This window comes from Planococcus rifietoensis (genome assembly GCF_001465795.2).
In the GTDB taxonomy this organism is placed as follows: domain Bacteria; phylum Bacillota; class Bacilli; order Bacillales_A; family Planococcaceae; genus Planococcus; species Planococcus rifietoensis.
The window spans coordinates 801,665-819,645 of the sequence record NZ_CP013659.2; the positions used below are offsets into that span (position 1 = coordinate 801,665).

General features: G+C 49.3%; 18 protein-coding genes. 8 read left to right on the top strand and 10 right to left on the bottom strand.

What is annotated here, in order from left to right; genetic code table 11:
* Positions 1-61: 61 nt before the first annotated feature.
* Complete coding sequence (locus tag AUC31_RS03820; protein ID WP_058381304.1) at positions 62-841, top strand: enoyl-CoA hydratase; 780 nt, start codon at positions 62-64, stop codon at positions 839-841.
* Positions 842-1,336: 495 nt separating this feature from the next.
* On the opposite strand, the gene AUC31_RS03825 is transcribed toward AUC31_RS03820, so the two are convergent.
* Positions 1,337-1,522: a YhzD family protein gene (locus tag AUC31_RS03825; protein ID WP_058381303.1), complete on the bottom strand. Its 186-nt coding sequence runs from the start codon at positions 1,520-1,522 to the stop codon at positions 1,337-1,339.
* 124 nt (positions 1,523-1,646) lie between these two features.
* Between AUC31_RS03825 and AUC31_RS03830 the strand changes: the two genes are divergently transcribed.
* From AUC31_RS03830 to yhaM, 5 genes are all read left to right on the top strand, one after another.
* Positions 1,647-2,546 (top strand): ABC transporter ATP-binding protein, encoded by a 900-nt coding sequence (locus tag AUC31_RS03830; RefSeq protein ID WP_058381302.1) that lies wholly within the window; start codon positions 1,647-1,649, stop codon positions 2,544-2,546.
* A complete protein-coding gene (locus AUC31_RS03835; RefSeq protein ID WP_058381301.1) occupies positions 2,539-3,789 on the top strand; it encodes an ABC transporter permease in 1,251 nt (416 codons plus the stop codon). The genes AUC31_RS03830 and AUC31_RS03835 overlap by 8 nt, the downstream gene beginning before the upstream one ends.
* A gap of 99 nt (positions 3,790-3,888) precedes the next feature.
* Positions 3,889-5,103: a metallophosphoesterase family protein gene (locus AUC31_RS03840; protein ID WP_058383671.1), complete on the top strand. Its 1,215-nt coding sequence runs from the start codon at positions 3,889-3,891 to the stop codon at positions 5,101-5,103.
* Complete coding sequence (locus tag AUC31_RS03845) at positions 5,100-7,937, top strand: ATP-binding protein (protein ID WP_058381300.1); 2,838 nt, start codon at positions 5,100-5,102, stop codon at positions 7,935-7,937. The genes AUC31_RS03840 and AUC31_RS03845 overlap by 4 nt, the downstream gene beginning before the upstream one ends.
* Positions 7,934-8,872, top strand: a complete 939-nt coding sequence (gene yhaM / locus AUC31_RS03850) for a 3'-5' exoribonuclease YhaM (RefSeq protein ID WP_058381299.1) — start codon at positions 7,934-7,936, stop codon at positions 8,870-8,872. Before AUC31_RS03845 ends, yhaM begins: the two co-directional genes overlap by 4 nt.
* 51 nt (positions 8,873-8,923) lie before the next feature.
* Here yhaM and AUC31_RS03855 read toward each other — a convergent pair whose 3' ends face one another.
* The 7 genes from AUC31_RS03855 to AUC31_RS03885 form a co-directional block, all read right to left on the bottom strand.
* Positions 8,924-9,853 (bottom strand): peptidylprolyl isomerase, encoded by a 930-nt coding sequence (locus AUC31_RS03855; protein WP_058381298.1) that lies wholly within the window; start codon positions 9,851-9,853, stop codon positions 8,924-8,926.
* 248 nt (positions 9,854-10,101) lie between these two features.
* The gene (locus AUC31_RS17930; RefSeq protein WP_058381297.1) at positions 10,102-10,287 is read right to left on the bottom strand and encodes a hypothetical protein; all 186 of its coding nucleotides are present in this window, start codon (positions 10,285-10,287) and stop codon (positions 10,102-10,104) included.
* 59 nt (positions 10,288-10,346) lie between these two features.
* On the bottom strand, positions 10,347-10,892 hold the full coding sequence (locus AUC31_RS03865; protein ID WP_058381296.1) for a DUF3267 domain-containing protein: 546 nt from the start codon (positions 10,890-10,892) through the stop codon (positions 10,347-10,349).
* Positions 10,893-10,996: 104 nt separating this feature from the next.
* Positions 10,997-11,536: an HTH-type transcriptional regulator Hpr gene (locus tag AUC31_RS03870; protein ID WP_058383670.1), complete on the bottom strand. Its 540-nt coding sequence runs from the start codon at positions 11,534-11,536 to the stop codon at positions 10,997-10,999.
* Positions 11,537-11,670: 134 nt separating this feature from the next.
* Complete coding sequence (locus AUC31_RS03875; RefSeq protein WP_058381295.1) at positions 11,671-12,111, bottom strand: YtxH domain-containing protein; 441 nt, start codon at positions 12,109-12,111, stop codon at positions 11,671-11,673.
* A gap of 359 nt (positions 12,112-12,470) precedes the next feature.
* A complete protein-coding gene (locus AUC31_RS03880) occupies positions 12,471-13,004 on the bottom strand; it encodes a tryptophan transporter (protein ID WP_058381294.1) in 534 nt (177 codons plus the stop codon).
* A 103-nt stretch (positions 13,005-13,107) separates the two neighbouring features.
* Positions 13,108-13,539: an HIT family protein gene (locus AUC31_RS03885; protein ID WP_058383669.1), complete on the bottom strand. Its 432-nt coding sequence runs from the start codon at positions 13,537-13,539 to the stop codon at positions 13,108-13,110.
* Positions 13,540-13,713: 174 nt separating this feature from the next.
* On the opposite strand from AUC31_RS03885, the gene AUC31_RS03890 reads away from it, so the two are divergent.
* Positions 13,714-14,463, top strand: a complete 750-nt coding sequence (locus AUC31_RS03890) for an ABC transporter ATP-binding protein (protein ID WP_058381293.1) — start codon at positions 13,714-13,716, stop codon at positions 14,461-14,463.
* Positions 14,447-15,667 (top strand): ABC transporter permease, encoded by a 1,221-nt coding sequence (locus AUC31_RS03895; protein ID WP_058381292.1) that lies wholly within the window; start codon positions 14,447-14,449, stop codon positions 15,665-15,667. Before AUC31_RS03890 ends, AUC31_RS03895 begins: the two co-directional genes overlap by 17 nt.
* 54 nt (positions 15,668-15,721) lie before the next feature.
* On the opposite strand, the gene AUC31_RS03900 is transcribed toward AUC31_RS03895, so the two are convergent.
* Both AUC31_RS03900 and AUC31_RS03905 read right to left on the bottom strand, forming a co-directional pair.
* Positions 15,722-16,888, bottom strand: a complete 1,167-nt coding sequence (locus tag AUC31_RS03900; protein ID WP_058381291.1) for a M20 metallopeptidase family protein — start codon at positions 16,886-16,888, stop codon at positions 15,722-15,724.
* Between the two features lie 78 nt (positions 16,889-16,966).
* The gene (locus tag AUC31_RS03905; protein WP_058381290.1) at positions 16,967-17,965 is read right to left on the bottom strand and encodes a sodium:calcium antiporter; all 999 of its coding nucleotides are present in this window, start codon (positions 17,963-17,965) and stop codon (positions 16,967-16,969) included.
* Positions 17,966-17,981: the final 16 nt, after the last annotated feature.

Below are 17,981 nucleotides of genomic sequence, written 5' to 3' on the forward strand. Positions count from 1 at the left end.
AAGACACCGAATACGTAAAGATGAATGCTAATTCATTTTTACGAAGGGGTGTCTTTTTCTTATGTATCAAACGATAATGCTGAAAAAAGATGGGCGTTTGGCGTACTTGGTGCTGAACCGTCCGGATTCAATGAATGCAATGAACGCGAAAATGATGGGAGAGCTCGCGGATTGCTTTGAAAGCTTGAAAAATGACCATTCGGTTCATGCGTTGATTATTCACGGGGCAGGACGGGCGTTTTCTGCCGGAGGCGATATTAAGGAAATGGTTGATCCCGAAAACCCGATGGATATTGATGTAGTGATGGGAGATGTCAGCCGCCTGGCCAAAGCACTTTATACGCTCCCGCAAGTAACGATTGCGGCTGTTCACGGCGCTTCCGCAGGGCTTGGGTTCAGTATGGCGCTTGCCTGTGATCATGTGGTGGCGGAAGAAAGCAGCAAATTGGCGATGAATTTCATTGGCATCGGGCTCATCCCGGACGGGGGAGGGCATTTCTTCCTGAAAGAGCGTGTCGGCGTGCCAAGGGCGAAACAATTGATTTGGGCGGGGCAAGTACTGAAAGCGCATGATGCCCTCGCCAAAGGCTTAATCGAAGAAGTGACGGCAGAAGGCAGAGGCTTGGAACAGGCGGAGAAATACGCGCATGAAGTGCTGGCTTCTCCGGTTGCTGCGATGCTGAAGTCGAAAGAAATTTTGCACGGCATGAAGCTGGCCGAACTGGATAAAGTGCTCGCAGGCGAAGCATCCGGGCAATCGGCGATGCGTAAAACGGCAGACCATCTCGAAGGCATACAAGCCTTTGTCGAAAAGCGCAAGCCTGCTTTTAAAGGAAAATAAAAAGAATGGCGGGCTTCCGCCATTCTTCACAGGCTGTCGAGAAAGGTTAGAAGACGTATTTTCCGAAGCTTATTACTCGCTTTCCGTGGGCTCGCGCCCAAGCCTCCTCAGTCGCCTTGAAACCCTTGTGCTCCCACATCTGCTTAACGCAGATGCGTCGCAAATGAATGCGCTCAGCTAAGCTTCGCTTATTCATTCCTTGCGGGGTCTCGGTCGTCTCGCTGATCCACTGGAAAGATGAGGTCGACCTACGGGAGACCTTATCTTTGCGAAAGTAATGCGCAGCAGTATTGAGCAGAAGGGGTTACGAGCAAACGCTTCTCCAAATACTTAGACAGAACATTGATTTTGAATATAGAATATATAATTTCCTTATTATTCATAGTGGAACACGAACTTCTTCAACACTCTGAAAAGCATGGCGGGTTTCCGCCATGCTTTTTTTTTGCAGCAAAAATAGATCAAAAGAAAAAACACGGCGACTGCCGTGTTTTTTTAGGTATGGAACAATAAGAGTTTGCCGGCTGGAGATGCAAGCCGGTGGGTTTTTTCAGTCAGCGCTTTTTCTTCGAGCAGCGCAAGCCCTTTTTCTTTCGCCTCGTCATCCGTCTCCGCGGTGAAAGTTTCTTCTTCAATCAATTTGCCGGTTTTTTCGAAAGCAGTCAGTTTATAAGTTCTCATATTCGGCACCCCTTTCTGAACGGTTATTCATTTTAAGTATAAAGGGTTTATCTAGAAATGTCCTGCAAAATTGAAACATTTCAGCTTGGCTGCCGTATATAAAGGTGGAAAGGGGATGTGAATGATGACTTTATCGATTAAAAATGCAACAAAAAAATTTGGCGACTTTACAGCTGTAGACGATATCTCCCTAGATGTAGCCGAAGGGCAGATGCACGGCTTTCTCGGCGCGAACGGTGCAGGAAAGACGACGACCTTCCGCATGGCGCTCGGTTTGCTTACGCCGACACAAGGCGAGGTGTTGTGGCAGGGACGCCGAATCAGTTATGCAAATAGCCCAGATATCGGCTATTTACCAGAAGAGCGAGGCTTGTATCCGAAGATGAAAGTGCAGGACCAGCTCGTCTACCTGGCAAGGCTGCGGCGCATGGATAAAAAACAGGCGGAACAAGGTGCAAAGGAATGGCTGGAGCGCTTTGAAGTGCCTCATTACGCCAGTAAGAAAGTGGAAGAATTATCGAAAGGCAATCAACAGAAAATCCAGTTGATCGCATCTCTCCTACATAATCCAAAACTGTTGATTTTGGACGAGCCGTTTTCCGGGCTCGATCCCGTCAATGTGGAAATGCTGAAAAAAGCGATACTCGATTTTCAAAGACAAGGGGCAACCATTGTATTCTCCAGCCACCGCATGGACCATGTCGAAGAATTATGCGACGACATGAGCATCTTGGACAAAGGGAAGCTCGTCGTCCATGGCTCGATACGGGAAGTAAAGCGCACGTTCGGCAAACAGAATGTCCGCATCCACAGCGACGCTGACATCACTGCGCTTGGCGAATTGCCAGGCGTCGAGAAATTTACCGCTCAGAGGAGTGGCGGCGTGTTCCGCATTGCCGATGAAGCGGTCGGTCAAAACTTGCTCGCACGTGCTTTAGAGCTCGGTCCTGTGCGCCAGTTTGCTTTAGAAGAGCCTAGCCTCGAAGAGATTTTCATTGAAAAGGTGGGGCGTGCCCATGTATAGTTTCTGGATCATTTTCAAACAGGCATTCAAAACGAAAGCGATGACGAAATCGTTCATGATCACCACGCTGGTCGTTGTCGCTTCATTTTTCCTGCTGGCCAATTTGCCGTCGATTATTGAATCATTCGATGGAGATGACAATTCACAGCAAACGCTTCAAGTGGTGGATGTGACAGGGCAGTATACGGAAGCCTTGCAAGCCCAGCTCGACCAGCAAGACAGCGCGATTCAACTAGAAGTGAGCGCGCTTTCTGAAGAACAATTGAGGTCGGATGTGGAAGCAGGTGAAATGGACGCTTTTCTTATTATCGAAGGCGGTGATGAGATCACTGCCCGTTATGTAGCGGAGTCCGCAACTGAATCAGCTCAAGCCGCAGAACTGGAAAACGCGCTTCAGAGTTTACAGACAGCAAGGGTAGCCGAGCAGCTGGAGCTGGAAGAAACGGAGCTTGCCCAGTTGTTTGCGCCAGTTGAAATGGAGCGTGAAGCGCTTGCCGAATCTTCCAAATCTCAGGAAGAGTTAAGCCAAGCGCGCGGCCTCGTCTATATTTTGATCATGGTTATCTATATCGCGGTCATTTACTATCCGAACATGATCGCCATGGAAGTAGCGAACGAAAAATCCTCGCGCGTCATGGAAATTTTGATTTCCAGCGTCTCACCGGTCAAGCATATGTTTGCGAAGATTGCAGGCATCGGCTCGCTTGGCATTTTGCAGATGATGATTTTCGCACTTGCCGGATATTTGGCGATTCAAAGTTCGGGATCGGATCTGACCGAAGGCGTATTTAGTGTCATGGGCTTCTCCGAAGTGAAGTTCAGCACGTTCTTTTACGCCATCCTGTTCTTTTTGCTGGGCTATTTCCTCTATGCCGTGCTTGCGGCATTGCTTGGTTCGCTCGTCAGCCGGACAGAAGACGTTCAGCAATTGATGCTGCCGATGATGATTTTGATCATCATTGCCTCCTTCATTGCGTTCTCAGGCATCTCCATGCCGGAAGCGGGTTATGTAACGGTTGCTTCCTATATCCCGTTTTTCGCGCCGCTCGTCATGTTCTTGCGCGTCGGCCTGCTGGATATCCCGTTATGGGAACCACTGTTGTCGATTGCGATCATGCTATTGACGATCGGCTTACTTGGCTGGTTCGGCGCCCGCGTTTATCGCGGGGGCGTCTTGATGTACGGTTCATCGCAGTCGCTGAAAGATATCCGCCGGGCGATCAAGCTTGGTAACGAAAAATAAGGAAGATGCTGCTTGCGGGAAGTTGCCGCAGGCAGTTTTTTTTCGCTCGCGGAAATGGTAAGATTAGAACAAATATTCGCTTTTGAAAAGGGGATCACGATGGCAAGCATTCGATTTATCCACAGCGCCGACCTGCATCTCGGCAGCCCGTTCAGCGGCATGAAAGGGCTTGGTGCCGAGCAATGGAAAACATTGCAGAACAGCACATTGGCCGCTTTTGAACGGTTGATTTCCTACACGCTTGAAACGCGGCCTGATTTTTTATTGATTGTCGGGGACGTCTACGACGGGGAAGACCGCAACTTACGCGCGCAGCATCGTTTTCAGCAGGGCATGGAACAATTAGACGAAGCAGGCATCCCGGTTTTTTTGAGCCACGGCAACCACGATCATTTAAGCGGGGGTGGCGCGAGTTTTGACTTGCCGTCAAATGTCCATGTCTTTCGCGACAGCGTAGAGAATATGACGCTGCCAGTGAGCGGCGCAACAGTCAAAATTGCCGGATTCAGCTACGGACGCCGCCATGTCACCGAATCGATGATCGAACATTATCCAAATAAAGAAAACGGCATCATCCAGATTGGCATGCTCCATGGCTCTGAGGAAAGCGACACAGAGCACGCTGTATACGCGCCGTTTCGCAAAGAGCAGTTGCTGGGGAAAAACTACGATTATTGGGCGCTTGGCCATATTCATAAGCGGCAGCAATTATCCATGGATCCACCGATCGTCTATCCCGGGAACCTGCAAGGGCGCAACAGGAAAGAGTCCGGACCTAAAGGCTTTTACGAGGTCGTGCTGACGGATGGCTATGCCGAATTGGAATTCATTGGAGCAGAATCGGTGCGCTTTGAACGGATCGAAATCGATTGCAGCAGCGTCCAGCACATGAATGAATTATTCAGCATTGTCAAAGAACAGCTTGAAGCGCATGACGCTGAAGCGCTTGTGGCAGAACTGGAACTCCAAAATCTGGACGAAGCGACGATTCACATGCTTGAAGATATCCCGAATGGAGAGCTTGTGTATGCTTTACGCGAAGTGCTCAGCGATCCACAGAGCTTTGTCCATATTTCAACGGTTCAGCTTGACAGAAATGGTCTCTCTTCGGAATTATCGCCGTTCGGCAAACAGCTTGCCAGCCGCTTGGAAAACTGGCAGTCGAATGACTGGAAACAGGCGTTGAAAGAGCTTTACAACCATCCGAAAAGCGGGCGTTTCCTGCCGCAGTTGAACGAGGAGCTGCAGAGCGAATTGCAGGCGGAAGCGATAGCGAAAATCCGCAAGATGATGGCATTGGAGGACCCAAAATGAAATTTGAAAAACTGATCATCTATGGTTTTGGCCGCCACGAAAACAGGACCATCGAGCTGAATAAACCAATGAGCGTATTTTACGGAATGAACGAAGCGGGCAAAACGACCATCCAGCAGTTTATCTTGCAGATGCTGTTCGGCTTTTCGGCACGCAGCCAAGCGCATAAACGCTACGAACCAAAAGCGGGCGGCAAATACGGCGGCCAGCTGCAGCTGAGCGATCGCATTTATGGCCGTGTTGTGATTGAGCGGATCGCCGGCAAATCGGCAGGGGATGTGACGCTCTGGTTTGAAGACGGGCGCCGCGGAGGCGAGGCAGAACTGGCGGAGTTATTAAGAGGCTATGACAGGGCGTCCTATGAAGCAATTTATTCGTTCTCTGTCCACGAACTCCAGGATCTCGACCAAATGACGGAACAGGAGCTAACGCGCACGCTGTTATCTTCGGGCACTGCCGGTGTCGATCACGCGGGTAAAATGGAAAGCCAGCTCGAACGCGAAATGGGCGAGCTGTTCAAGAAAGCGGGGAAATTGCCGCTAATCAACCGTTTGACCGAAGAGTTGCGAAAACTTGAAACGGAGTTGCGCGAATACAAGCTGCGCGCGGATACCTTCAAACCGGCAACCGAGCGGCTGGAGCACATTAAACAGCGATTGGCTGAGCTGGGCCACGCTGAGAGTCTCCTTATTCAAGACATCAAAGAAGCGGAAAAATGGCAGCAAGCTGCACCACTATTGGCGCGAACACAACAACTTGAACGCTTGGCGGAAAACGGCCCGGTGAATTTTCCGGAATCGGGCATCCGCCAGTATGAACGTTTGCTTGATCAAAAAAACGAATTGCAGGCCGAATCAACTTTTCTGGAAAATGAAATAGGTCGGTTAGAGCCGATCGGCGAGCTGCCTGAAACCGATTCACTAACGGACCTGCTCGGGCGTGAAGCCGAGTGGCACCAGATAAATTCTTCATTAAAAGTGAAACAAGAAGAGCGCATCCGATTGCAGGATGAACTCGACCGGTTACTGAAATTATGTGGAATGAATAAAGAGCAGGCACTGCTCTCCGATGCCTCTCTTGAACAGGAAGAGCGCTTGAAGACCGTCTTGGATGCGCTCCAAAGCGCTGAACAAGAACAAGCTTTCGCGCAGCGCCGGTTGGCAGAAGAGCGGCAACGGCTGTCAGAAGCTGAACACGCGTTAAAGCAATACCTTGAAGCAGAGCCGCCCGCAGAACAGCGGCAGCGCGCAGAACAATGGGCCGACATCGAGCCGCAGTTGGCATTGGCCAAAGCGCAGCAAAAACGGCAAACGGGAAAGGCTGCCAATAATCGCCTAGCCCAATTTCTGCTGGGGGCCATCGGGATTGTCGGCTTGATCATCGCTGCAGTTTCCACAGACGCGTTGACGGGCTTGCTTGCGGCGATGGCAATCGGTGCAGCAGTGTGGCTCTGGCTGCGCGATAGCAAATCACCGACTGGTACAGCGAAGGATGAATTAGTGGAACGCTACGGCGGGCAGGAAGCGGAATACGAAGCTTTGCTCATGAAGCTAGCGGAATATGATAGAGGCCTTGATGAACGATTTGATGCAATCGAAGCAAGCAAGCAGAAAATCGCTGCGCTGCCGCAGACAGACAGCAGCGAGGAATTGCAGGAATACCGGCGATTGCTGAAATCACTCGGCTTTCCGGAAGATACTTCACGCGCTACTGTCCTCACGTTATTCGATAAATTGCGTGACGTGCATGCAGCCGCTAGCCGGCAGGAGCGCATCACCGAAGAAATAGGGAATTTGGAAGGCGAGCGAGAAGCATGGCTAAAACAGGCGCAAGAGGCATGCGGCAAACCCGTAAGTGCAAGCAATGTCATCAGCGTGCTTCGTGAGGAATTGGAAGCACGCCAGCGGAAACTTCAGGATGCCGAAAAAACTCGTGAGAAAAACCAGCAGCTGGCGGAACAGGCCCGGAAATGCGCTGAGCGATTGGCCACGCTTTCCGAAGCGATGGATGAGCTGTTCAAAAGGGCTGCAGTGGGAGATGAAGATTCGTTTTACCGCGCTGCCAAACTATCGGAACAAGCAAAGTCCGCACAGGAACAATTGCAGATGGTCCAGTCGCAGCTTTCGACCATCGGGAAAGTGAAAAAGCCCGCTGCGCTTGGTGACGAAGAAGACAGCGCAGAACAATTTCTTGAGCGTTCGCAGCAACAACTGGATGAACTGCAGGATGAACGCCAGTCATTATGGGAAGAACAAGCAGAAAAACTTCAATTGACGAGGCATTTATTATCGGATGAGGGGCATTCGATAAAACTTCAGGAACTGGAAGCGAAAAAAGCAGAGTTCCAGGAAGCGGCAAATGAATGGGCTGTCAACCGCGCAATCGTTGAAGTATTCAAGCAGACGATGGACGAATTAAAAGAGACGAAACTGCCGGCAGTACTGAAGCTTTCGGAATCGTACTTCACCCAATTGACGGGCGGCGATTATGTGGCCCTGCTGCTCAGTCAGGAAGGAAACTTTGAAGCGCTGCGGAAAGACGGCTTGCGCTTTCGCGTCATCGAGCTTAGCCAAGCAACGAAAGAGCAGGCATATTTGGCTCTGCGCTTTGCGCTGGCATCTTCTTTGAAGGAATCTCACCCGTTCCCGATCATCATGGATGACCCCTTTGTCCATTTTGATCGCCGAAGAAGCCAGCAAGTGATAAAATTAGTGGAAGAGCTGCAGGCAGACCATCAGTTCATTTATTTCACATGCCACGAAGCGATGCGGCAAGCTTGGCCAAGTGCCCAGCAAATCGACGTGGCGAATCCTGAAAGGAGCATCCAAGCATGACAAAAGGAATAACTACCCGCGCTGTCGGGGAGACAGTCGATGATTTTCTTCTGATCAAACAATCGGTCAAAGGCGTCACGACGACCGGCAACCCATTCATGTCACTCGTTCTGCAGGACAAGAGCGGAGACATTGAGGCAAAGCTATGGGACACGAAAGACGAACATGAACGGATGTATGCGGCAGAAACGATTGTCAGAGTCGGCGGGGAGATTCATAATTACCGCGGCAAAAACCAGCTGCGCATCAAAAGCATCCGTCCGGCAAAACCGGAGGAGAACTTGACGATCGCCGAGTTTTTGCCTTCAGCGGCGCAAAGTGCAGATGAATTGCACGAAGAAGTGACAAAATTCCTGTTCGAGATGGAAAACCCGCAAATTCAGCGCATCACGCGCCATATTCTGAAGAAATACCAGCAGCAATTCTTGACCTTCCCGGCAGCGACGCGCAATCACCACGATTACGTATCTGGCCTTGCTGATCATGTCGTATCAATGCTCAAGCTTGGGAAAGCGATTTGCGAAGTGTATCCGAGCCTGGACAAGGATCTATTGTATTCTGGGATCATTCTTCACGATATCGGCAAGGTTTTTGAACTTTCAGGGCCGGTCGCGACGACTTATACCGTAGAAGGCAATTTGCTCGGCCATATCTCGATCATGGTAACGGAAATCGCAAAAGCGGCAGAAGAGCTCGGCATCGAAGGGGAAGAAGTCATGGTCCTCCAACATATCGTGTTGTCGCATCATGGAAAAGAAGAATGGGGAAGCCCGAAAAAGCCGATGATAAAAGAGGCGGAAATCCTCCATTACATCGACAATATCGATGCGAAAATGATGATGCTCGACCGTGTGCTAGGAAAAACGAAAGAAGGCGAGTTCTCAGAACGCGTTTTCGCACTCGACAATCGCTCATTCTATAAGCCGAAACTATAATGCAGAAATACACAAAAACCCCCGACAAAGATGTCGGGGGTTTTGCTTTGCTTATTCAGCTGGAGTTTCTTCTGTTTCTTCTTCAGTTGGGGCTCCTTCTTCAGGAGCTGGTTCTGTGTTAAGGATTTCATCAAGCGCGCCTTCAAGTTCTTCGTCTTTGATGTCGATATTGGCTTCTTCCATCAAAGCTGCGACTTTTGGCAGCAGTGTGGATTGATCTGCATTGGCCATAGCGATTTCAGAACGCAAAGCTTCGCGCTGGTCTTCAAGCGGCTCTTGATCTTCGACTTCACGTTTTTCAGTCACTTGGATAATGTGGAAACCGTGCTGGGACTGGACCGGTTCGCTGATTTCATCGACTTCAAGGGAATAAGCCGCATCTTCAAATTCAGGAACCATCGCACCAGTGCCGAACCAGTCAAGCGAACCGCCGTTAGCGGCAGATCCTGGGTCAGTGGAGTATTCTTCCGCCAGTTCAGCGAAATCACCGCCATCGTCAAGTTTTGTTTTCACTTCGTTGGCTGTTTCTTCATCCGCAACTAGGATATGGCGCGCGTTCAGTTCCGTTCCTTGGCGCTCATATTGTTCTTCGATTTCTTCATCCGTCACTTCGACGTCTTCTGTCAATGCTTTTTCCTGAAGCAAGTTCAGGCGAATGACTTTTTTATAGCTTTCTTCTGTATGGTTGTTCTGAGCGAGAAATTGTTCGAAGTTTTCGCCCATTTCTTCTTTATTGCTCTCAAGCTCCGCTTCGACTTCTTCATCTGAGACTTCGTAGTTTGCACCCAATACTTTTTCAATCATCAGGATTTGGATGGCTTGATCGCCAACGGAGGTTTTCATCTCTTCGTAAAGTTCTTCTTTCGTGACGTCTCCCGCATCGGAAGTGACAAGCACTTCGCTATCGGAACCATTGTCGCTGCACGCGGAAAGTGCAAGAACCGCTGCCGCGATGGAAAGGGTAAAGGCTGATTTCTTCATCAATGTTCGCTCCTAACTTTCTTTCAATCTAAGTTGAATTTATAGGTGTGGGCTGTTGATTTTCCGCAAAAAGAGGATAACCGCGAGCATGATGCAACGGGCTAATTTTGCGTTTATTTTCAATAGATGCCGTAGTTACTATATCATAAACGAATGAAAAAATAAAAAGTTCCAAAAAATTGCGAATCCGTTAAAGAGTAGGGGATTTCAAGTAATTCCATAGAAAAAGCACTTGCTCGGGCAAGTGCTTACGGGGTGAATTCAACCCCGACATATAATGAAACAAGCAGGATTAGAATCAATATGTTAATGGTACGAAAAATCTTTTCATGGTTTTCCTCGGGAATTTCCCGGGATGTAACAAGTGCTAATGTCATCCGATTAATCTGGAATACGTAAAAAACGGAAAACATTATAACGAATGCGACTATCATGAGTTTCCTCCCCTCTGACCTTAACTTCCATTATAGCAAAATGGAAAGAAAAAAGCAGGTCAGGCAATTGGCTGCGGCACCAGGATCTCGAATCCAGTGTCTGTCTCTTCGATGAGTGCGTGCCGCGGCGAGCGTGCCAAGTTGCGGATATAAATCAAATCCGTAACGGACAAAGCGCTATGGTATGCAAGCAAAATGGCGAAATAATGGCTGTAAGCCGGCCAAATGATGCTCAGCGCGATAATGGTCGTGTTGATGACTGCAAATGGTGCCACAAGCGCCAACATGAAGCGCGATTTCCGCACCGGTTCTTTGATATACAAAGAAATCGTCGGGCACAGCTTCAGTTGTTTGCGCAGGCTGATTTTCAGGCATTTGCGGCTTCCGAGTAAAGGCAGAAGGTGCAAAAGTTTATGGATAGGGTAGATCGCCAGCATCCCGATCATGAACAGCAAAAAGTTCTGGTCGGATAACGGGTCGGCATACATGATGGCCAGCAACATGTAATAGCTGGTGAACACCCCGGCGCCGATCAGCGCGGAAATGAAGAACAGGCGGTCAGAACCGTATTGTTTTTTGACGTTAATTGTTTTCCAGCAATGCATATGCGTATCTCCCATTGATGTATAGTGTTGTTGAGCCGATACATACAATACAACGTTTCCTGGGGGAATGCAAGCTTCTTCGGCGAAATTTTTCACCGTGTTTTTCAGCCGTTTTTATTCTCGGTTAAAACGTGGTTTTCCTCATTGAAACGGTTCTCGATGTTTTTGAATGAAGCTTCGAAAATCTCCATGAAATCATCGCCGTAAATATTGCGGATGATCGCCATGACATCCATGAACTCGGGGAATTTCCCGTATAGATTGCGCAGTGGAAGGGAGCCGTCGACGACCGAGTGGGGCGTGTCGTGATAGCGTTCGATCATCTCCTGCATCAACTCTTCGCCTTTTTGCGTCAATTCCACATATGTATTGCGTTTGTCGGTATCGCGTTTCGAGAAGGACAGCAATTCGCGTTCTTCAAGTTTTTTCGAAAAATTGAATGCTGTGGAGACATGCATGACCCCAAATTTCGCCACATCGGAAATGGATGCTCCTTTCAAATGGTAGGAAATCCATAAAATGTGATGTTCATTAATATTCAGGTCATAAGGTTTTATCCACATCTGCCAATCTTTCTCGACTGCTTTCCATAATGCTTTCGATAATTGCCCAATTCTTTGGCTGTACAGCATAGCTTCTTTCATTGTGTATTCTTTGTCATTCACGCGAGCACCAACTTTCACCGGAAATATTTTCTTTATTATAGCAATAAAGCAAAGTGAATTAAAGTGAGAATAGTAAAATAATTTAGTCAAAAAAACAACCTGACCCATGAAGGTCAAGCTGTCTCAGAATCGTCCTTATTTTCCGCTTTTTTTGGGTCGATTTTCGTCGGTTTGTCTTTTTTCTTCTCTTCCGCGTCTTTATCTTTGCTGATCGCCGCCTGCAGCTGCTCGATGGAGTTCTGGATTGCTTTGATTTCCAACTGCAAATGTTCTTTCGCTGGCGCTGTGCCTTCCTGCCAAGATTGGAGGGATGCTTTCAAGCCATCTACGGCTTCTGGAACTTGTGTTTTCGATTCTTCCGTCAAGTGGTTGATCGATTCTTTTAATTCATTGATGCGGGCTTTCAGCTCGTTCATCGATTCTTTCCATTCCGAGCCGCTCGATTTGATGGAAGTGCGCAATTCCTCACCGGATTTAGGAGTGGAGAGGACGGCTGTTACGGCACCAGCGATTAGTCCGGCACCAAGGCCTGCAAAAAAATTCGTAACTTTCATAAGTGTAAGCGCTCCTTTCGTATCTATCTTTCTTTTCCTTTATTTCACTTAATTAAAACATGGAATGAATCGCTATTCAATAAAAAATGCCTTTCCCTGTGAAAGGGAAAGACATTTGACGATGAAGAGAAAATCCATAAAATGTGTTTTCCGAAGCTTATCGCTCGCTTTCCGTGGGGCGGGAATCGAGCCTCCTCAACCGCTTCGCGGTCTGCGGGGTCTCTCAAACCCGCTGGTCCCACAGGAGTCGAGCGAACACTTCTCCAAACATTGGAATATCTCGTTGAACTTTTAAAGTGATGAAAGTATACATTCCTACACGCAAATAAAACAATCATCATATAAAAAATTCTTAAGTATTAGCGAGCCTGCGCGGCTGTAGAACTTTGGAAGTTCGAGCGCTTCATGAGCCCTGTGACAATCGGGAACATGACCGCAAAGGCAACGCCATTCATGATAGTTGCCGGAACGACGACTGTTGCAAGCAGCAGCGTGAACGGAATATCCGCGCCTAGGATGAAGATCGCGGCCGACAGGAAAATGGTTCCTGACAGTACTGTTCCAAAAGCAGCGAGCGCAATGCCAACCGGCAACTTGGCGGCATGCTTTTTCAATAACGACACGAGCGCGAAAAAGACGAATGCGGTGACGAATTTATCGATGATATTCGGGAAAAAGCCTCCCGGAAAGCTTGAAAACAATCCGGAAATAATTCCGGTGGTGACAGCGAGCAAAAAGACGCTTTTCACGTCACGGAACAGCAAGATGCCGATAAACATCATCGTCAGCATAAAGTCGGGTTTCATCCCGCCGTTAATTCCTGGGATCATTACATACAATGTTGCACCGACACTGACAAGCAGCGCCATTAACACAAGATTTTTCGTATTCATTTCTCATCTCTCCTCAGCTCAAGCTAGTTTCTTTTTCCCGGTCGTGCCCTCGTGGCCGCCGGCGAAAAACGTATTACGATCTTATCTCGTGCAGCATAGAAAATCAAGCCTCAGAGGCTAGCTTGGATTTCACTTGTTCAGCAAGTTCCTGAATCTTCTCTGTGGTGTACTCTTTTTCTTTAGTCATCCACTTGGCGCCGAACCCATCGCTTGCGCCGTAGCGCGGAATGAAATGAAGATGGAAATGGAAGACGCTTTGCCCAGCTTTTGGTCCATTATTGTTCAACAAATTCATGCCTTCGGGTTCGAAGGTTTCTTTGATGGCGCTGGCGATCTTCGGCGCTACGCTGAACAATTGAGCAGCTTCTTCCGGCGCCATGTCGTAGACAAACTCGCGATGGGTTTTCGGGATCAGCAGCGTATGCCCTTTTGATAAAGGCATGATGTCCATAAAGGCATAGACATGCTCGTCCTCGTACACTTTGACGCTCGGGATATCCCCTGCAATGATTTTGCAAAAAATGCAATCGCTCATAAACTCATCCTTTCTGTAATGGGTTGGCCGTTCTTTTTTCAGTTTACCATATTCAGTGAGCGAGTCATTCCACATGTCAGCTTGTCCTGGACGGGTTCATGAAGCATCGCATTTCCCAAAAGAATTCATCGCACAGTTTTGATACAATAGTAAACGAAGAAAGAGGTGTTGAAAGTGGCAATATTGGAAGTAGAAAATTTAACGGGCGGCTATACAAGAAAGCCCGTGTTAAAAGACGTGAGTTTTTCAATAGAGAAAGGCGAATTGGTCGGCTTGATCGGTTTGAACGGGGCGGGGAAGAGTACGACCATCAAGCATATCATCGGCATCATGCAGCCAAAGTCCGGTTCGATCCGACTCAATGGCCGGACGTTCGCGGAAGATATCGATGCTTACCGTTCCGCTTTTTCCTATATTCCGGAAACGCCTGTGTTGTACGAAGAATTGACCTTGCGCGAACATCTCGAACTGACAGCGATGGCTTATGGCTTAGAACAAGAGGTGTTCGAACAGCGTTCCGCAGCTTTATTGAAGGAATTCCGCATGGAAAAGCGGCTGAAATGGTTTCCGTCCCATTTCTCAAAAGGGATGCGCCAGAAAGTTATGATCATGAGTGCATTTCTTGTCGATCCCGATTTGTACATCATCGATGAACCCTTCGTCGGGCTCGACCCGCTAGGCATCAAATCGCTGCTTGACCAGATGGAACAGCAAAAGCGCAGCGGCGCGTCAGTGCTCATGTCGACCCATATCCTGTCGACTGCAGAACGCTATTGCGACCGGATCATCCTGCTCCACAACGGGCGTGTGCGGGCGATCGGCACGATGCCGGAGCTGCGCCAGGCATTCGGCATGCCGGATGCCTCACTCGATGACCTGTATATTGCGATGACCGAGGATGACGACAATGAAGAACCTGCATGAAGTGTGGAACAAGCGGCTCCGGCGTTATACGACGGAAGTCCAGAACTATTTAAAATTCATCGTCACCGGCCATATTGCAGTTGTCATGCTGTTCGCCATCGGGGCGGCCGGTTACGCTTACAGCGAATGGGTGCAAAATGTGCCGCCTGAATTTCCGGCAGCGCTATTGATGGCTGTGCTATTCGGGGCGCTATTGTCTTACAGCCCGCCGGTGACCTTATTGAAGCAAGCGGACAGCGTTTACCTATTGCCGCTTGAAAGCCGGCTTGATGAATATCTGAAACCGGCACTTCGCTGGACTTATGTGTCGCAATTGTATTTGCCGATTGTGGTCTTCGTCGTCTCCTTGCCGCTCATCAACGCCTTATACGGCTTGCCCTCGTCTTATTTGATCGGGTTCCCGATTCTATTGCTGCTCGTGAAGTGGTGGAATGTCAGGAGCGAGTTTCATTTTCGGAAATCCGATGAAGGGCACAAAGTGTGGCTCGAGCGCGCGGTCCGGTTCCTGCTCGTTGCTGGATTTGTGTGGTCGTATGTCGACGGCTGGATTGTTGTTTCGGCAGTCTTTTTGTTCGCGATGATTTTCTACGGCAAATGGCTCGAACGCCGCGCTGCGGGAAAAGCATTCCCATACGGGCATTTCATCGAATTGGAAGAAAACCGCATGCTGCGCTTTTACCAGTTCGCCAATTATTTCACCGACGTCCCGCATTTGAAAGGGAAGGTGAGGGAGCGCCGATGGCTCAACCCGGTTTATCGTTTGATCAAGAGCAAAGCGTCCAATGCCCATTTGTATTTGGTGAGCCGGACGTTCATTCGTTCGGATGAGCTGTTCTTTCTATGGGTGCGGTTGACGCTGATCATCCTGGTCGGCGCTTGGCTTATCCCGTTCCAAATCGCCATCGCTTTATTTGCCGGGGCATTGGCGTTCGCTTCCACGATCCAATTGTGGCAAGGCTTGAATCAGTCCCAGCATTTCCGCATGGACCAATTGTTTCCGCTTAGCACGCATAGCCGCGAAAAAGCGGTATGGAGTTGGGTGCTCGCGGTCCAGTTGATCCAAACTGCAGCGGCATCGATCCTGCTGCTGGCACTCGGACAGTTTGCAACAGCGCTACTTATTGCGGCAGTCATAGCCGTCGTTTCGGTCGTGACGCTTGCAGGCGCCAGAAGAAAATCGGCACAGCTGAACAAACGAAAATAATAAAAAAAGGGCTGGAGATAATGAAAATTTCTCCAGCCCTTTTGCTATGTCGTTTTATTCGTGGCAAGTGACAGCAGCTTTGCCAAGCGTTTTCGCAGCTATCAACATCGCTTCTTCTTTAAAATCGAATTTCGGATGGTGGTGGGGATAGACTTCGCCGTCCGGCATTGCACCGGTAAAGAAAAACGTGCCTGGAATTTCTTCAAGGTAGTAGGCGAAATCCTCGCCGCCCATTTGCGGCGGGCAATTGAAGACTTCAGTTACACCGGGCACATCTTCAGCAAGGTCTCTCAGGAATTCTGTTTCCTTTTCGTGAGTGACGACCGGCGGGTAGCCCCGGTGGAATTTAAAGTCGATGTCGCTATTGGTCGCGATGGCCGTGCCTTTAGCGACGCGCTCCATTTCCTGCTCCATAAGGGTGCGCGTTTCTTCGGTGAAGGATCTGACCGTCCCGTTCAGTTTTGATTGGTCGGCAATGATATTGAACGGGTTTTCTGCAATGAATGATGCGATCGTGAGTACTGCAGACTCGAGCGGGTCCACGCGACGAGCGACAAGCTGCTGCAGGCTAGTGACAAGTTGCGCCCCTGTCACGACGGCATCGACAGTTTCGTGTGGCATCGCGCCGTGGCCGCCGCGCCCTTGTACAGTGATTTCAAAGCGGTCTGCAGCTGCCATGATCGGGCCAGTCCGGTAATCGATCCGTCCGAATGGCGTCGTCGACCAAAGATGGGTGCCGAAGATAACGTCGACCCCATCAAGCGCACCGTCTTCGATCATCGGTTTCGCACCGCCTGGCGCAAGCTCTTCTGCATGCTGGTGAATGAGCACGTACGTGCCAGGGAGTTCGTCACGCAGCCCGTGGAGGATTTTGCCAAGAACGAGCAAGGTCGCCGTATGGCCGTCGTGTCCGCAAGCATGTACCACATTCGGTACAGTGGATTTATAGCTGGTTTCTTTCTGGTCCTGAATTGGCAGGGCGTCAAAATCGGCGCGCAAGGCGACTGTCTTGCCGGGTTTTGAGCCGCGGATCGTCGCGATGACGCCATTGCCTCCCACGCCATGGCGGATATCGATACCGAGATCTTCATAGAAGTCACGGATGTATTTAGCGGTTTTAGTTTCGTGGAATGACGGCTCTGGATTCATGTGCAAGTGGCGGCGGATGTCCACCATCTCTGGGTAGGCGTTATCAAGCTCAGCAAATATCTTCTCAATCATTGGATCATATCCTTCCTAATTTTCTGCATTTTCTCTAGTTTAACATAGCAAAAAACAGAACGGGGAAGCCCCGTCCTGTCAGTAAGTGAAATTGAGATAAGAAGCGACGAAATAAATAATGATAACCAAAATGGACGGTAGGCTATACGCCCAGGTAGAAGTGGTCTTTGGTCTGTAGAGCGAGAACATGATCAATACGCTCATGATGAGCACGGCAGTGGCAATAATGAAATTGGCACCTGATACTTCAGCAAGAATCGACCCCTCTACGTAAATCGGGTCTGACAATGCCAAGATGACCATGTTGAAGATATTGCTTCCGAGGACAGCACCGACTGCCATATTGACATTCGACAGGCGGAGCGCGACGAACACAGAAATTGCTTCAGGCAGGGAAGTGGCCGCGGCCACCAGGAAACTGCCGACAAAGCTGGAACCGATTCCTGTCACGACCGCAATTTCATCACCCGTGATGGACAGGGCAGTCCCTGCTGCCATGATGACTAAAGCCACAATCGCGAAACGGATGCCTGCGTGTTTCGGCGATAAATGGGCGCTCGGGTTTTTCGGCGCTTTGGCATCGACCGGCTCATCATCCATATCGATCGTATCCAAGTTCGGCAATTTATTGATGATCAACATCCCGACTATATAGGTGATGCCGATCGCCAGCGAATCAAGGCCGATCCCGAGGAATGTGATATCAGTACGCAGCCATAATGCCAAGAGCAATAGCACGGTCAGGAAGATGCCGAGCAGAGAAGAATAGGTATGGTCCTTAGATGCCCGCTCGAGCATGCGGCGTCGGTTCAACAGCAAATCGAATCCGGCTAAAATAAATAAATTGAACAAGTTCGAACCAATCATATTGCCGACTGCGATATCGGCATTGCCGATCGCAGCTGCCGAGAAGCTTGTGGAGATTTCTGGGAGACTGGTGGCACCAGCAAGCAGGAGCGTACCGACCATCATGCCGCCCATCGCTGATTTTTCACTGATGACGTCCGCATACTGGGACAGTTTAATGGCAGCGAACACGGTGACTGCCGCAGCCAGCAGAAAATAAATAAATACCAATTGTTGTTCCTCCTAA

Excerpts from the sequence above, each read along its gene's own strand:
- AUC31_RS03840 (WP_058383671.1), top strand. The coding sequence starts at position 3,889 with ATGGCAAGCATTCGATTTATCCACAGCGCCGACCTGCATCTCGGCAGC.
- AUC31_RS03875 (WP_058381295.1), bottom strand. The coding sequence starts at position 12,111 with ATGAAAGTTACGAATTTTTTTGCAGGCCTTGGTGCCGGACTAATCGCT.
- AUC31_RS03865 (WP_058381296.1), bottom strand. The coding sequence starts at position 10,892 with ATGCATTGCTGGAAAACAATTAACGTCAAAAAACAATACGGTTCTGAC.
- AUC31_RS03845 (WP_058381300.1), top strand. The coding sequence starts at position 5,100 with ATGAAATTTGAAAAACTGATCATCTATGGTTTTGGCCGCCACGAAAAC.
- AUC31_RS03825 (WP_058381303.1), bottom strand. The coding sequence starts at position 1,522 with ATGAGAACTTATAAACTGACTGCTTTCGAAAAAACCGGCAAATTGATT.
- AUC31_RS03820 (WP_058381304.1), top strand. The coding sequence starts at position 62 with ATGTATCAAACGATAATGCTGAAAAAAGATGGGCGTTTGGCGTACTTG.
- AUC31_RS03830 (WP_058381302.1), top strand. The coding sequence starts at position 1,647 with ATGACTTTATCGATTAAAAATGCAACAAAAAAATTTGGCGACTTTACA.
- AUC31_RS03835 (WP_058381301.1), top strand. The coding sequence starts at position 2,539 with ATGTATAGTTTCTGGATCATTTTCAAACAGGCATTCAAAACGAAAGCG.
- AUC31_RS03900 (WP_058381291.1), bottom strand. The coding sequence starts at position 16,888 with ATGATTGAGAAGATATTTGCTGAGCTTGATAACGCCTACCCAGAGATG.
- AUC31_RS03870 (WP_058383670.1), bottom strand. The coding sequence starts at position 11,536 with ATGAAAGAAGCTATGCTGTACAGCCAAAGAATTGGGCAATTATCGAAA.
- AUC31_RS03895 (WP_058381292.1), top strand. The coding sequence starts at position 14,447 with ATGAAGAACCTGCATGAAGTGTGGAACAAGCGGCTCCGGCGTTATACG.
- AUC31_RS03855 (WP_058381298.1), bottom strand. The coding sequence starts at position 9,853 with ATGAAGAAATCAGCCTTTACCCTTTCCATCGCGGCAGCGGTTCTTGCA.
- AUC31_RS17930 (WP_058381297.1), bottom strand. The coding sequence starts at position 10,287 with ATGATAGTCGCATTCGTTATAATGTTTTCCGTTTTTTACGTATTCCAG.
- AUC31_RS03880 (WP_058381294.1), bottom strand. The coding sequence starts at position 13,004 with ATGAATACGAAAAATCTTGTGTTAATGGCGCTGCTTGTCAGTGTCGGT.
- yhaM (WP_058381299.1), top strand. The coding sequence starts at position 7,934 with ATGACAAAAGGAATAACTACCCGCGCTGTCGGGGAGACAGTCGATGAT.
- AUC31_RS03885 (WP_058383669.1), bottom strand. The coding sequence starts at position 13,539 with ATGAGCGATTGCATTTTTTGCAAAATCATTGCAGGGGATATCCCGAGC.